The sequence below is a fragment of the Streptomyces sp. LARHCF249 genome, assembly GCF_052871255.1.
This window is the reverse complement of sequence record NZ_JBIXJQ010000013.1, coordinates 145110-160121: the sequence shown is the minus strand read 5'-3', so window position 1 is coordinate 160121 and position 15012 is coordinate 145110. Positions and strand designations below refer to the sequence as shown.

At 75.0% G+C, this 15012-nt stretch carries 11 protein-coding genes and 1 pseudogene; 7 read left to right on the top strand and 5 right to left on the bottom strand.

Features of this window, described 5'->3' with window-relative positions:
• Positions 1–25: 25 nt before the first annotated feature.
• From ACIPUC_RS31205 to ACIPUC_RS31185, 5 genes and pseudogenes are all read left to right on the top strand, one after another.
• Positions 26–985 (top strand): cobalamin biosynthesis protein, encoded by a 960-nt coding sequence (locus ACIPUC_RS31205; RefSeq protein ID WP_446593735.1) that lies wholly within the window; start codon positions 26–28, stop codon positions 983–985.
• Positions 982–2742, top strand: a pseudogene (locus tag ACIPUC_RS31200) (cobyric acid synthase). Before ACIPUC_RS31205 ends, ACIPUC_RS31200 begins: the two are co-directional and overlap by 4 nt.
• A 7-nt stretch (positions 2743–2749) precedes the next feature.
• A complete protein-coding gene (locus ACIPUC_RS31195) occupies positions 2750–4864 on the top strand; it encodes a putative cobaltochelatase (protein WP_446593734.1) in 2115 nt (704 codons plus the stop codon).
• Positions 4864–5463, top strand: a complete 600-nt coding sequence (gene cobO / locus ACIPUC_RS31190) for a cob(I)yrinic acid a,c-diamide adenosyltransferase (protein ID WP_361765578.1) — start codon at positions 4864–4866, stop codon at positions 5461–5463. The genes ACIPUC_RS31195 and cobO overlap by 1 nt, the downstream gene beginning before the upstream one ends.
• 8 nt (positions 5464–5471) lie before the next feature.
• Complete coding sequence (locus ACIPUC_RS31185; RefSeq protein ID WP_446593796.1) at positions 5472–6923, top strand: cobyrinate a,c-diamide synthase; 1452 nt, start codon at positions 5472–5474, stop codon at positions 6921–6923.
• 2 nt (positions 6924–6925) lie between these two features.
• On the opposite strand, the gene ACIPUC_RS31180 is transcribed toward ACIPUC_RS31185, so the two are convergent.
• Positions 6926–7651 (bottom strand): ZIP family metal transporter, encoded by a 726-nt coding sequence (locus tag ACIPUC_RS31180; protein WP_446593733.1) that lies wholly within the window; start codon positions 7649–7651, stop codon positions 6926–6928.
• A gap of 95 nt (positions 7652–7746) precedes the next feature.
• Here ACIPUC_RS31180 and cobC point away from each other — a divergent pair, with 95 nt between their 5' ends.
• Complete coding sequence (cobC, locus tag ACIPUC_RS31175; protein WP_446593732.1) at positions 7747–9168, top strand: Rv2231c family pyridoxal phosphate-dependent protein CobC; 1422 nt, start codon at positions 7747–7749, stop codon at positions 9166–9168.
• 114 nt (positions 9169–9282) lie between these two features.
• Positions 9283–10524 (top strand): CapA family protein, encoded by a 1242-nt coding sequence (locus ACIPUC_RS31170; RefSeq protein ID WP_446593731.1) that lies wholly within the window; start codon positions 9283–9285, stop codon positions 10522–10524.
• A 105-nt stretch (positions 10525–10629) separates the two neighbouring features.
• On the opposite strand, the gene ACIPUC_RS31165 is transcribed toward ACIPUC_RS31170, so the two are convergent.
• From ACIPUC_RS31165 to ACIPUC_RS31150, 4 genes are all read right to left on the bottom strand, one after another.
• Positions 10630–11553, bottom strand: coding sequence for an SCO1860 family LAETG-anchored protein (locus tag ACIPUC_RS31165; RefSeq protein ID WP_446593730.1), 924 nt, complete (start codon positions 11551–11553; stop codon positions 10630–10632).
• A gap of 270 nt (positions 11554–11823) precedes the next feature.
• Positions 11824–12918: an amidohydrolase family protein gene (locus tag ACIPUC_RS31160; RefSeq protein ID WP_446593729.1), complete on the bottom strand. Its 1095-nt coding sequence runs from the start codon at positions 12916–12918 to the stop codon at positions 11824–11826.
• Between the two features lie 208 nt (positions 12919–13126).
• Positions 13127–14182 (bottom strand): aminotransferase class V-fold PLP-dependent enzyme, encoded by a 1056-nt coding sequence (locus ACIPUC_RS31155; RefSeq protein ID WP_446593728.1) that lies wholly within the window; start codon positions 14180–14182, stop codon positions 13127–13129.
• 69 nt (positions 14183–14251) lie between these two features.
• On the bottom strand, positions 14252–14959 hold the full coding sequence (locus ACIPUC_RS31150; RefSeq protein ID WP_446593727.1) for a DsbA family oxidoreductase: 708 nt from the start codon (positions 14957–14959) through the stop codon (positions 14252–14254).
• Between the last annotated feature and the right edge of the window lie 53 nt (positions 14960–15012).

Genomic DNA, 15012 nt, shown 5'->3' with positions numbered 1-15012 from the left:
CCTGAGTGAGGACATACCTGCCACCATGCGTGCCGATCGCGTCTTCGCGTACGGCGTCACGGCGGGCCTGATCGGCGACCGGATCCTGGGGGATCCGCGCCGAGGGCACCCCGTGGCCGCCTTCGGACGAGCCGCCGCCGCAGTCGAACGCGCCCTGTGGCGCGACGACCGCGCCCGCGGCCTCCTGCACACCCTGGTCTGCGCCGGGGGCGCGGCCGCCGCCGGCGCGCTGGGCGCCCGCGCCGTGCGCTCCCGGCCCGCGGCCGCCCGTATCGCCCTGACCGCCGCCGCCACCTGGGCCGTCGTCGGCGGCACTTCGCTGGGCCGCGAGGCCCGCGCCATCGGCGGCGCGCTGGCCGCCGGGGACGCCGAGGTGGCCCGGGAGCGGCTGCCGCACCTGTGCGGGCGCGACCCGCACGCCCTGGACGAGCAGCAGATGGCCCGCGCCGTCGTGGAGTCGGTCGCGGAGAACACCTCCGACGCGGTGGTCGGTGCCCTGGTGTGGGGCGCCGTCGCCGGGGTCCCCGGACTGCTGGCCTTCCGCGCCGTGAACACCCTGGACGCGATGGTCGGCCACAAGTCCCCCCGCTACCTTCGCTACGGCTGGGCCTCGGCCCGGCTCGACGACCTGGCTGGCTGGCCGGGCGCCCGGCTGACCGCGCTGGCCGCCGTACTGGCCGGTCCCGACCGGCGGGGAGCCGTACGGGCCTGGCGTGCGGACGCCGCCGAGCACCCGAGCCCGAACGCCGGCCCCGTGGAGGCATCCTTCGCGGGGGCGCTCGGCGTACGGCTGGGCGGCACCCTGGCGTACGGGGGGCGGGTCGAGCACCGGGCGGTGCTGAACGGCGAGGCGGGGCGGCCGGTGGAGGTCGCGGACATCGAGCGGGCGGTACGGCTGTCGCGGCAGGTGACCTGGCTGGCGCTCGGGGCCTGTGTGGCGGCCCGGACGCTGGTCTCGCGTACATCACGGAGGGGGCGCGCATGAGCGGCGCGAAGCGCGGCGGCGGACTGCTGGTCGCGGGAACCACATCGGACGCGGGCAAGAGCGTGGTCACGGCGGGCATCTGCCGCTGGCTGGCCCGCCAGGGCGTGAAGGTGGCGCCCTTCAAGGCGCAGAACATGTCGCTGAACTCCTTCGTGACCCTGGAGGGCGCCGAGATCGGCCGCGCCCAGGCCATGCAGGCCCAGGCGGCCGGCGTGGAGCCGACCGCGCTGATGAACCCGGTCCTGCTCAAGCCGGGCAGCGACCGCAGCAGCCAGGTGGTGCTGCTGGGCAGGCCGGTGGGCGAGATGAGCGCCCGCGGCTACCACGGGGGCAGGCAGGAGCAGTTGCTCGGCATCGTCACGGACTGCCTGGAGCAGCTGCGGGGCACGTATGACGCCGTGATCTGCGAAGGGGCGGGGAGTCCGGCCGAGATCAACCTGCGCCGGACCGACATCGTGAACATGGGCATCGCGCGGGCCGCGCGGTTCCCGGTGGTCGTGGTCGGGGACATCGACCGGGGCGGGGTCTTCGCCTCCTTCTTCGGTACGACGGCTCTGCTGTCGGCGCAGGACCAGTCGCTGATCGCCGGATACCTGGTCAACAAGTTCCGCGGTGACGTCACGCTGCTGGAGCCGGGCATGGAGATGCTGCGCGGCCTGACCGGGCGGGCCACGTACGGGGTCCTGCCGTTCCAGCACGGGCTGGGCATCGACGAGGAGGACGGGCTCCGGGTCTCCCTGCGGGGAGCGGTACGGGAGTCCGTGGTGGCGCCGCCCGTGGGCGAGGACGTGCTGCGGGTCGCGGTGTGCGCGGTGCCGCTGATGTCGAACTTCACGGACGTCGACGCGCTCGCGGCGGAGCCGGGGGTGGTCGTGCGGTTCGTGGACCGGGCCGAGGAACTGGCCGACGCGGACCTCGTCGTCGTGCCGGGGACGCGCGGGACGGTCAGGGCGCTGGAGTGGCTGCGGGAGCGCGGGCTCGCGGACGCGCTGCTGCGGCGGGCCGCCGAGGGGCGGCCGGTGCTGGGCATCTGCGGCGGGTTCCAGGTCCTCGGCGAGCACATCGAGGACGAGGTCGAATCGCGGGCCGGGTCGGTGGACGGGCTCGGGCTGCTGCCGGTGCGCGTCCGCTTCGACCGGGAGAAGACCCTGGCGCGGCCGGCGGGTTCGGCGCTGGGCGAGGAGGTCTCCGGCTACGAGATCCACCACGGGGTGGCCGAAGTCCTGGGCGGGTCCCCCTTCCTGGACGGCTGCCGGGTCGGGTCGGTGTGGGGGACGCACTGGCACGGGTCGCTGGAGTCGGACGGCTTCCGCCGGGCGTTCCTCCGCGAGGTGGCCTCGGCTGCGGGCCGCCGCTTCGTCCCGGCCCCGGACACCTCGTTCGCCGCCCTGCGGGAGGAGCAGCTGGACCTGCTGGGCGACCTGATCGAGGAGCACGCCGACACCGCTGCGCTGCTGAGCCTGATCGAGGGCGGTGCCCCTGCCGGCCTCCCCTTCCTCCCCCCGGGCGCGCCGTGAGGGGCCGGGCCCTGCGGGGCTCTCCCCCACCCCGCCCCTTCCCGCAGTACCGATGTGCGGCTTCGCCGCGGGCGGGCGCTGCCCGGACCCGCGCCTCAAACGCCGGCGCGGCTGAGATGGCGCTGCGCGCCGTCCAGCCGCGCCGGGCAGGCGGCATCAGCCACATCCAGCCCCGCCGGCGTTTGGGGCGCGGGGTCCGGGGCGGAGCCCCGGGAACGGTCCGCAGCTTCGAAGGAGTGAGCAACGCATGAGCACGCCCTATCCGTTCACCGCAGTGGTCGGTCAGACCGACCTGCGGCTGGCGCTCCTGCTCAACGCCGTGAGCCCGGCGGTCGGCGGTGTGCTCGTGCGCGGCGAGAAGGGCACCGCCAAGTCCACGGCCGTGCGCGCGCTGTCGGCGCTGCTGCCGCAGGTCGACGTGGTTCCCGGATGCCGGTTCTCGTGCGCCCCGGCCGCGCCCGACCCGGCCTGCCCGGACGGCCCGCACGAGCCCGGACCCGGCGCCGCCCGGCCCGCCCGCGTGGTGGAGCTGCCCGTCGGGGCCTCCGAGGACCGCCTCGTCGGGGCACTCGACATCGAACGGGCCCTGGCGGAAGGCGTGAAGGCCTTCGAGCCCGGCCTGCTCGCCGACGCGCACCGCGGGATCCTGTACGTCGATGAAGTGAACCTCCTCCATGACCACTTGGTGGACGTTCTCCTTGACGCCGCCGCGATGGGCGCCTCGTATGTGGAGCGCGAGGGCGTCTCCGTCCGCCACGCCGCACGGTTCCTGCTCGTCGGCACGATGAACCCCGAGGAGGGCGAGCTGCGGCCGCAGCTCCTGGACCGCTTCGGGCTCACCGTCGAGGTCGCCGCCTCCCGCGAGCCCGCCCAGCGCGTCGAGGTCGTGCGCCGCAGGCTCGCCTACGAGGACGACCCGGCCGGTTTCGCGACCCGCTGGGCCGATGACGAACACGAGGTGCGCGCCCGGGTGGTGGCGGCGCGGGCGCTGCTCCCGCAGGTCCGGCTCGGGGACACCGCGCTGCTCCGGATCGCCGCGACCTGCGCCGGCTTCGAGGTCGACGGCATGCGGGCGGACATCGTGATGGCCCGGACCGCGACCGCGCTGGCCGCCTGGGCCGGGCGGACCGACGTACTGAAGGAGGACGTACGGCAGGCCGCTCTGCTGGCGCTCCCCCACCGGCGGCGGCGCAACCCCTTCGACGCGCCGGGGCTGGACGAGGACAAGCTGGACGAGATCCTCGACCGGTTCCCGGACGAGGAGCCGGAGAACGAGCCCGAGCCGGACCCGGAGCCCGACGGTCCCGACGGCGGTGGCGGCCCGGACGGCGGCGGGCAGGACGGCGGCGGGGTGCCCCCGCAGGGTTCCGGCCCCGAGTCCGAGGCCGCGGCCCCGCCGGAGACCACCGAGACCACCGGGGCGCCGGAGGCCCCCGCGGACGCCCCCGAGGCCCCGCAGCCCTCCGCCCAGGGGGCCGGCGGGCCCGAACAGGCCGCCGTACGGGCCGCGGAGCCGTTCCGCACGAAGATGCTGAGCGTGCCCGGCCTCGGCGAGGGCGCCGCCGGGCGGCGTTCGCGCGCCCGTACCGCCCACGGCCGGACCACGGGCGCGCACCGCCCCAGCGGCCAGCTGACGAAGCTTCACCTGGCGGCCACCGTGCACGCGGCCGCCCCGCACCAGAAGGCGCGCGGCCGCGCCGGGCGCGGCCTGGTGATCCGCAAGGACGATCTGCGCCAGGCGAGGCGGGAGGGCCGCGAGGGCAACCTCGTCCTCTTCGTCGTGGACGCCTCGGGCTCGATGGCCGCCCGGCAGCGGATGAGCGCGGTCAAGGGCGCCGTGCTGTCACTGCTCCTGGACGCCTACCAGCGCCGGGACAAGGTCGGCCTGATCACCTTCCGCGGGGCCACGGCCGAGCTGGCACTGCCGCCCACCTCCTCGGTGGACGCGGCCGCGGCCCGGCTGGAGCAGCTGCCGACCGGCGGCCGCACCCCGCTCGCCGCCGGGCTGCTGAAGGCCCAGGAGGTGCTGCGGATCGAGCGGCTCCGGGACCCGTCGCGACGGCCGCTGCTCGTGGTCGTCACCGACGGGCGGGCCACCTCGGCCGGCGCCCTCGGCGGGGACCCGCGGGAGCTGTCGGGGCGCAGCGCCCGGCTGCTCCAGGCCGCGGGCGTGGCGTCCGTGGTCGTGGACTGCGAGACCGGGCCGGTCCGGCTGGGGCTGGCCGGGGTACTGGCCGCCGATCTCGGGGGGCCGGCCGTCACCCTCGACGGGCTGCGGGCCGACTCGCTGGCCGGGCTCGTGAAAAGCGTACGTACCGCAGTGACATCTTCCGCTTCCGACACCAACAGGAGGGCCGCGTAATGCCGCAGGGACAGCCGACCGTCGTTCCGGACGACGGGCTCACGACGCGCCAGCGCCGCAACCGTCCGCTCGTCTTCGTCCACACCGGCCCCGGCAAGGGCAAGTCCACGGCGGCCTTCGGGCTGGCGCTGCGCGCCTGGAACCAGGGCTGGCCGATCGGGGTGTTCCAGTTCGTCAAGTCTGCGAAGTGGAAGGTCGGCGAGGAGAACGCGCTCAAGGTGCTCGGCGCCTCCGGCGAGGGCGGCTCCGTCGTCTGGCACAAGATGGGCGAGGGCTGGTCCTGGGTCCAGCGGGACGCGCAGCTCGACAACGAGCAGGCGGCCAAGGAGGGCTGGGAGCAGGTCAAGAGGGACCTGGCGGCCGAGACGCACAAGCTGTACGTGCTCGACGAGTTCGCGTACCCGATGCACTGGGGCTGGATCGACGTCGACGAGGTCATCGAGGTGCTGCGGGACCGTCCCGGTACCCAGCACGTGGTGATCACGGGCCGCAACGCGCCGGAGAAGCTGCTGGAGTTCGCGGATCTCGTCACCGAGATGACCAAGGTCAAGCACCCGATGGACGCCGGCCAGAAGGGCCAGAGGGGCATCGAGTGGTGAGTTCGTCCGTGAACGTCCCGCGGCTGGTCATCGCCGCGCCCTCGTCGGGCAGCGGCAAGACCACCGTGGCGACGGGGCTGATGGCGGCCTTCTCGGAGCGCGGCCTCGCCGTGTCCCCGCACAAGGCCGGGCCGGACTACATCGACCCCGGCTACCACGCGCTGGCCACCGGCCGTCCGGGCCGCAACCTCGATGCCTTCATGTGCGGGCCGGAGCTGGTCGCTCCGCTGTTCGCGCACGGGGCGGCCGGGTGCGACCTCGCGGTGGTGGAGGGCGTGATGGGCCTCTACGACGGGGCCGCGGGCCGGGGTGAACTGGCGTCGACGGCGCACGTGGCGAAGCTGCTGCGGGCGCCGGTGGTGCTGGTCGTCGACGCCTCCTCGCAGTCGCGGTCGGTGGCGGCGCTGGTGCACGGCTTCGCGTCCTTCGATCCGCAGGTGCGGCTGGGGGGCGTGATCCTGAACAAGGTCGGCTCCGACCGGCACGAGGCGATGCTGCGGGAGGCGCTGGAGGAGGCGGGCATGCCGGTGCTCGGCGTGCTGCGGCGGGCTCCGCAGGTGGCCGCGCCGTCCCGGCACCTGGGCCTGGTGCCGGTCGCCGAGCGGCGGGCCGATGCGCTTGCCGCTGTCGCGGCGCTCGCCGACCAGGTGCGGGCCGGGTGCGACCTGGACGCCCTGGTGGCTCTGGCCCGCACGGCCCCGGCCCTGCCGTGCGAGGCCTGGTCCCCGGCAAGTGCGCTGGCGCGCACCTGGGGCTCCGCCCCGGGCCGCGTGCCTCAAACGCCGGCGGGACTGGAAGTGCCCCCGGGGCCTGGTCCGGGGCAGGGCCCCGGCAGACGGCCCGTCATCGCCGTGGCCGGCGGGGCGGCGTTCACGTTCTCGTACGCCGAGCACGCGGAGCTGCTCACGGCGGCAGGGGCGCAGGTCGTCACCTTCGACCCGCTCAGGGACGAGGCGCTGCCCGAGGGAGCCGCCGGCCTGGTGATCGGCGGCGGCTTCCCCGAGGTGTACGCGCCCGAGCTGTCGGCCAACGAGCCGCTGCGCGCGGCCGTCGCCGCCTTCGCCGCGGCCGGCGGCCCGGTGGCCGCCGAGTGCGCCGGGCTGCTCTACCTCGCCCGGTCCCTGGACGGGAAGCCCATGTGCGGGGTGCTCGACGCCGACGCCCGGATGTCGGAGCGCCTCACCCTCGGCTACCGGGAGGCGGTGGCGGTGTCCGACAGCGCCCTCGCGGCCGCCGGGACCCGGCTGCGCGGGCACGAGTTCCACCGGACGGTGCTCGAGCCCGGCGCCGGCCCGGCCCCGGCCTGGGGGTTCACGCATCCGGAACGCCGCGTCGAGGGCTTCGTACAGCAGGGCGTGCACGCCAGCTACCTGCACACGCACTGGGCGGCCGAGCCCTCCGTCGCCCAGCGCTTCGCCGAGTCGGCGGCAACGGCAGCGGTGGCGGCGGCCCGGCCGTGAGATCACTCCGCGAGGCCCACCACGAGCCAGATCCCGGCCACCCCGCCCACCGTGCACATCAGCGTGGACAGGGCGGGGTGTTCGTGGTGCGCCTCGGGCAGGATCTCGGCGGCCGCCAGGTACAGCAGGACCCCGCCGAAGAAGCCGAGGTACGCGCCGAGCGGTTCCTCCGGAAGGGTGAACAGCAGAGTGGACGCCGCGCCCGCGACGGGGGCCGCGGCGTCCGCGAAGAGCATCATCAGCGCCTTGCGGCGGGCGTTTCCGTACAGGCGGGTGAGCGTGTACGTGTTGAACCCGTCGGCGAAGTCGTGGGTGATGACGGCCAGCGCCACGGCCACGCCCATCCCCCCGCCGACCTGGAACGCGGCCCCCAGGGCCACCCCGTCGGCGAGGCTGTGGCCGACCATCGCGGCGGCCGCGGTGAGCCCGACCTGCGGGACCCGGGCGCCGTCCTGCGCTCCGTGCGCGGCCCGGCGTACGGCGAGGAGCCGTTCCACGACGTGCGCGACCAGGAATCCGGCGACGAAGAGCAGCAGGGCGAGCGGGACGCCGAAGACCTCCCCGCCCGCCGCGTGCAGGGCCTCCGGAAGCAGGTCGAGGCCGACGACGCCGAGCATCAGCCCGCCTGCCAGGCCCAGCACGAGGTGGCGGCGGTCGGTGACGCGCTGCGCCGTCCATCCGCCCGCCAGGGTCATCAGGAACGCGCCCAGTGCCACGATCACGGCCATGTGCCCCTGAATACCGATTTCCCGGCCCGCGCGCACTTCTGTGCCCGGGTGGCGGGCGGCGGACTGTTGACGGTGACTACGGAGGGAGGGCCCCGGTGGGCGAGTACGTGAGGCAGCTGGTGGTCGGGGTCGGCGGACGCGCGGGGGTTTCCGTGGCGGAGGTCTGCGCCCTGGTCGAGGAGACGCTGCGGGGGGCCGGGCTGGCCTCGGGGGCGGTGACGGCGCTGGCCACGGTGGACTCGAAGGCGGAGGAGGAGGGGATAGCGGGCGCGGCGAAACGATTCGGCGTACCCCTCATCGGCTACCCCGCCGACCAGCTGGCCGCGATCACCGTGCCGCATCCTTCGGAGGCGACGCGCGCCGCCGCCGGGACCCCTTCGGTGGCGGAGGCCGCGGCGCTCGCGGGCGGCGGTGAACTCCTCGTGCCGAAGCGGCGGTCGGTGGCCGCGACCTGCGCGGTGGCCACGGCGCAGGCGCACGACCTGCGCCACCACGGCGACGCGGAGGTCATCGACGCGGGCTCCGGCCTGGTGGACCTCGCGGTCAACGTACGGGCGGACACGCCCCCGGAGTGGCTCAAGCAGCGGATCGCCGCCTCCCTCGGGGACCTCGCCGCCTACCCCGACGGCCGGGCCGCCCGCGCCGCGGTGGCGGACCGGCACGGGCTGCCGGTCGAGCGGGTGCTGTTGACGGCCGGGGCCGCGGAGGCCTTCGTACTGATCGCCCGGGCGCTGGACGCCGTACGGCCGGTCGTGGTGCATCCGCAGTTCACCGAGCCGGAGGCGGCCCTGCGGGACGCGGGCCACCGGGTGGACCGGGTGGTGCTGCGCGCGGCCGACGGGTTCCGGCTGGACCCGGCGGCGGTGCCCGAGGAAGCGGACCTGGTGGTGGTCGGCAACCCGACCAACCCGACGTCGGTCCTGCACCCGGCGGCGACGCTGGCCGCGCTGGCCCGGCCGGGCCGGATCCTGGTGGTGGACGAGGCGTTCATGGACGCGGTCCCGGGCGAACGGGAGGCGCTGGCCGGCCGGATGGACCTCCCCGGGCTGGTCGTGCTGCGGAGCCTGACGAAGACCTGGGGTCTGGCGGGGCTGCGGATCGGCTACGTGCTGGCCGAGCCGGAGGTGATCGCGAAGCTGGCGGCGGCGCAGCCGCTGTGGCCGGTGTCCACCCCGGCGCTGGTGGCGGCCGAGGCCTGCGTGGCTCCGGCGGCACTGGCCGAGGCCGAGGAGGCCGCGCGGCGGATCGCGGTGGACCGGGCCCATCTGCTGGCCGGGCTCGCCGAGTTCGACGAGGTCACGGTGGCGGGGGTGGCGCAGGGGCCGTTCGTCCTGATCCGGGTGGCGGGCGGCGCGGAGGTCCGTACCCGGCTGCGCGCGCTGGGCTTCGCCGTCCGCCGCGGGGACACCTTCCCGGGGCTGGACGGGTCCTGGCTCCGGCTGGCGGTCCGCGACCGGGCGACGACGGGCCGGCTGCTCCAGGCCCTGGACCACGCGCTGGCGCTGGCTGCGCGCTGACGGAGGGCGGGGGGCGGGGCCGGGGGCGCGCAGCGGACCCTCCCGTAGCCGCCGCGCCTGGCGGAGGGTGCGCGCCTACGATGACGGCACAGGCGTGGAGACGGGGGGCGGCACATGAGGGTGGCGGCGCGGATAGGCATCGGCCTGGCGGGGCTGGCGATGGTCGGCGGCGGGGCGGTCCTTGCCGTACCGAGGCTCATGGACAACGATGCGGCCGCCCCCGAGCAGCGGCTCCGGGGCGAGCCCGCTCCGGCGGCGAGCGCCACGTCCCCCGCTCCCGCCCGGCCGGGACAGGGACAGGGACGGCCGTTCACCCTGGTGGCGACCGGCGACATCATCCCGTACCCGTCGGTCATCCAGCGGTCCGCGGACGATGCCGGCGCGGCCGGCGAGTACGACTTCCGGAAGATACTCGCCGGGGTCGAACCCCTGGTGTCCGCCGCCGACCTGGCGATATGCCATCACGAGATACCGTACGGGCGCCCCGGCGGCCCCTACACCGGCTACCCGCTCTTCAAGGCCCCGCACCAGCTGGCCGACGCCCTGAAGGACACCGGGTACGACAGTTGCTCCACCGCCTCGAACCACACGCTGGACGACGGTGCCGAGGGCCTCGCGCGGACGCTCGAGCACCTCGACCGGGTCGGCATCCGGCACGTCGGCTCCGGCCGCAGCGCGGAGGAGGGCAAGGCCCCGGCCCTGATGTCGGCCGGCGGCGCGAAGGTCGCCCAGCTGGCCTACACGTACGGCACGAACGGCATCCCCCTCCCCGAGGGCGAGCCGTGGGCCGTCAACCTGATCGACGAGGACAGGATCCTGGCCGACGCCCGCGCCGCCCGGGCCGGCGGCGCGAACGTGGTGGTGCTGAGCGTCCACTGGGGCACCGAGTGGCAGACCGCGCCCGATGAGCAGCAGCGCGAGCTGGCGCAGGCGCTGACCGCCTCCCGCGGGGCCGACGGACTCCCCGACATCGATCTGGTCATCGGTACGCACAACCACGTGCCGCAGCCCTACGAGAAGATCAACGGCACCTGGGTGGTCTTCGGCATGGGTGACCAGGTGGCCAGCTTCGTACCTGCCGACAAGCTGCGCGGGAACCAGTCCTCGGTCCCCCGGTTCACCTTCGCTCCGGCGGCGGCCCACGCGGGCCGCTGGGAGGTGGTGAAGGCCGAGTTCCTCACTCAGTTCTCGGACATGGGGCCGCCGTTCCGCGTCGTCTGCGCCTCCTGCGCGGCCTCCGACACCACGCTCCCCGCCGGCAAGCGGAGCGAGTACGCCCGGATCGACCGGCAGGTCACCGAGGCCGTGCTGTCCCGCGGCGCGGCCGGCCAGGGCCTGGAGCACGCCACCCGCTGAGCCCGCCGCCCGGCTGAGCCCGCCGCCCGCCGCCCGCCGCCCGCCGCCCGCCGAACACTCCCCTCCGGGTGCTCCGCGGACGGCGGCCCGTGCGGCGGCGCGACGCTACGAGGTCCGGCCCCGCCGGGTCACGAGGAGCGCGCCCCCGCCGATCCCGAGCAGGACCAGCGCGCTGCCCGCGACGTACGGGGTCAGTGAACCGCCGCCGGTCTCCGCCAGGTTGGCGTCGGTGGTGAGGGCCGACCCGGTACCGGAGCCGGCGCCCGCCCCCGTCTGGGGCTTGACGTCGGGCTTCGCGGACGGGGCGGGAGCCGGGGCCGTCGGGGACTCGCAGTGCGCCTCGGCTAGCACGATCTCGCCCTCCACCTCGGCCACGTTCAGCTTGAGCGGGTTCACCGACACCTTCAGGCGGAGCGCGGCCGCGGCGGCGGTCGTGGAGGTGGTCTGCGTGCCGGAGAGTTCCAGGCTGACCAGGCCCACGCCCGGCACCTCGACCTTGGTGGGGCCGCCCGCCGACAGGGTGATCTTCTTGCCGAGCGCGGTCACCGTCCCGAGGACGTTCGAGGTGGCCACCGGCTGCTTGCCCGCCTCGCAGACGGCCTTGGACGTGACCTTCTCGACCTCGATGAGCGAGAGCGCCGGCAGACCCGGCACGTGCACGCGGGCCTTGGCGAGGTTGGCCTCCGCCTCGGCCCGCGTCGTGTCGGCGGTCGCCTTGGAGGTGGCCACGTCGGCGCGGAGCACACTGACCGGCGTACCGCCCTCGACGCCGTCCAGGGTGACCGTCAGCGCGGTCTTCTCGGCCGTCGCGGGGGCGTTGACCTCGTTGAGGGTCGCCTTCAGCGGAATGTGCACGGTCTTGTTGAGCAGGCCCACGTCCAGTCCGGTGCGCAGGACGACCGCGCCGGCCTTGCCCGCGCCCCCGGCGCCGCCGCCTCCCGTGGCGAAAGCGGGCGGAGCGGTGAGCAGGGCTACCGCTCCCGTGGCGAGCAGGACGGCCGCGGGCATGCGGAAGGTGTTGCTGTTCAAGGTGGTGGAACCCCCAGGGAGATGGGTGCCGTCGCGCCGCCAATGGGGGACATCGCGCGCCGACGGCCTCGTCCCGGGAATCTTTACGCACTGTGAGTGAACGGGCAGCCACCTGGCGTGAGTTCACCCCAAAGGGTGGTTTCCATGCACGTATTCGAATTTCAGCGCCTCAGGAGGAACGCGAGTTCCCTCCCGTCACAGAGATGCGCTGAACGCGACCACTCATAACGACCTCTCGACGGCAGACGTCACGCGGCGTCAACGCACCGCTCAAGCAAGGGCCTTGCCGTTCACCACGACCCGCAGGGGCTGCGCGAGCGCCCGTACGTCGGCCCGCGGGTCCGCGGCGTAGACCACGAGGTCCGCGGGCGCCCCCTCGGTCAGCCCGGGCCTGCCGAGCCACTCACGGGCCGCCCAGGTCGTCGCCGAGAGGGCGTCCAGCGCCGGGATCCCCGCCTTCACCAGCTCCTCGACCTCCGCCGCGACCAGGCCGTGCGGCAGAGAACCCCCCGCGTCCGTGCCGACGTACACCTTGATGCCCGCGTCGTAGGCGGCCCGGACGGTGTCGTAGCGCCGCTCGTGGAGCCTTCGCATGTGCGCAGACCAGCGCGGGAACTTCGCCTCGCCGCCCGCCGCCATCTTCGGGAAGGTGGCGATGTTCACGAGGGTCGGGACGATCGCGACCCCGCGCTCCGCGAAGAGCGGGATGGTGTCCTCGGTGAGGCCGGTGGCGTGTTCGATGCAGTCGATGCCCGCCTCGACCAGGTCGCGCAGCGAGTCCTCGGCGAAGCAGTGCGCCGTGACCCGGGCACCGAGCCGGTGCGCCTCGGCGATGGCCGCCTCCACCTCGGCGCGCGGCCAGCAGGCCGTCAGGTCCCCGGCCTCGCGGTCGATCCAGTCGCCGACCAGCTTGACCCAGCCGTCGCCGCGCACCGCCTCGCGGCCGACGTAGGCGACGAGGTCGGCGGGCTCGATCTCGTGCGCGTAGTTGCGGATGTAGCGGCGGGTGCGCGCGATGTGCCGGCCCGCCCGGATGATCTTCGGCAGGTCCTCGCGGTCATCGATCCAGCGGGTGTCGGAGGGGGATCCGGCATCGCGGATGAGGAGGGTCCCGGCGTCGCGGTCGGTCAGGGCCTGGCGCTCGGCGGTCGCGGCGTCGACCGGGCCGTGGGAGTCCAGCCCGACGTGGCAGTGCGCGTCGACCAGCCCGGGCAGGGCCCAGCCGGACACCGTGGTGATCTCCCGGGCGGCGCGCGGCCGCTCGTACGAGATCCGCCCGCCGACCACCCAGAGCTCGTCGCGGACCTCGTCGGGTCCGACCAGGACCCGCCCCTTCACGTGCAGCACGTCGCTCACATCGCTCATGTCGGCACTGTACGTGCGTGCTCGATGCGCTCTGCCGGTAGCCCCGGACGAAGGGAGCACCACCGTGTTCGACACGGCGGTGACGGCCGGCCGGGTGGCGCGGGCTCCGGCCGGGCGCCCGGAGATCGGATCGACGGCGGGTGCGGGCCCTGCCGCACGCTCCGGCGCAGCTGGAGATGCCGACCCGGACCCGGCCCTCGGGGCGGGCTCAGGACAGGACGTCCAGCAGCCGGTCGACGTCCGCCTCCGTGTTGTAGAGGTGGAACGAGGCCCGCAGGGCGCCCGCGCGGGCGGCGGTGGCGATGCCTGCCGCCTGCAGGGCTGCCTGCCGGTCGGCGAGGCCGGGCACCGAGACGATGGCGGCGTCGCCGGGCACGGGCTCGTGGCCGAGGCGGGCGAGACCGGCCCGGTAGCGGGCGGCCAGGGCCGTGTTGTGGGCGTGGACGGCCTCGACGCCGATCCGCTCCAGCAGGGCCAGCGAGGCCTCGGCCGCGTGGTAGGCGAGGAAGGCGGGGGACTCGTCGAACCGCCGGGCTCCGTGGGCCAGTTCCGGCATGGGGCCGTAGGTGGCCTCCCACATGGACTCGGCCGCCACCCACCCGGCGTGCAGCGGGGTCAGGGTGTGCTGGGCCTCCTGCGACACGGTCAGGTACGAGGCCCCGCGGGCGCTGAGCAGCCACTTGTATCCGGCCGTGACCGTGTACTCGTACGGCGAGGCGTCGAAGGGCAGCCAGCCGGCCGCCTGCGTCGCGTCCACCAGCATGCGGGCGCCGTGCGCGGTGGTGGCGGCGCGTACCGCGGCCAGGTCGGCCGTCCGCCCGTCGGCGGACTGTACGGCGCTCAGCGCGACCAGTGCGGTCTCCGGGCCGACGCCTTCGGCGAGGGATTCCAGCGGCGCGAAGCGCACCTTGAGGTCCCCGCGCACCACGAAGGGGTTGATGACGGACGCGAACTCGCCCTCCGGACAGAGGACTTCGGCCCCGGCCGGCAGGGACGCGGCGACCAGGCCGACGTGGGTGGCCACGGCCGAGCCGACGGCCACCCGTTCGACGTCGACCCCGACCAGCCGGGCGAAGGCGGCCCGGGCCCGGTTCACGCGGTCGAAGTCGCCGAACCCGTCGGGGATCCCGGCGCCCGCCGCCTCGGCCAGGTCGCGTACGGCCGCGACGGCGGAACGCGGGAGGATCCCGCAGGTGGCGGTGTTGAGGTAGGCGGTGGAGTGGGCGAACTCGGCGCGGACCGCTTCGGCGGTGGGAAGATCCATGGGTCCACTCTGCGCCGGGATCGACCCAAAGTCCATCGCCTTGTTTTATGCGCCACCCTCAAGGAATGCTTATACCTGCGGGACGGCGCACGCCCCGGCGGGCTCGCACGCCTCGGCGCCGGCCGCCGGCTCCTCGGCCTCGCGCCCGGCCCACGCCTGCTCCAGCGCGCGGGTGAACACCTCGGCCGGCTGCCCGCCGGAGATGCCGTAGCGGCGGTCGAGGACGAAGAACGGCACGGCGTTCGCGCCCAATTCGGCGGCCTCGCGCTCGTCCGCGCGGACCTCGGCGGCGTAGGCGGAGTCGTCGGCGAGGACGGCGCGCGCCTCGGCCTCGTCCAGCCCGGCCTCCACGGCGAGGGCGACCAGCACCTCGGGGTCGAAGACGGTGCGCTCCTCGCCGAAGTGGGCGCGGAAGGCGAGGTCGAGCAGCTCCTCCTGGCGGCCGCGCGCGGCGGCCAGGTGCAGCAGGCGGTGGATGTCGAAGGTGTTCCCGTGGTCGCGCCCGTCGGTGCGGTACGCCAGCCCCTCGGCGCGGGCACTGGCCGCGACGTGCTCCTCCATGGCGCGCGCCTCGTCGAGGGTGCGGCCGTACTTCTTGGCGAGCATCTCGAGTACGGGCGCGGTGACGCCCTTGGGGCCGTTCGGGTCCAGCTCGAAGGACCGGAAGACGACCTCCACCTCGTCGCGGTGCGCGAACTCGGCCAGCCCCTTGGCGAAACGGGCCTTGCCGATGTAGCACCACGGGCAGGCGATGTCGCTCCAGATCTCGACGCGCATGTTCCTTCTTCTCTCTCCGGGTCGGCTCACGAACAGTTCTGCCTTCAACCACC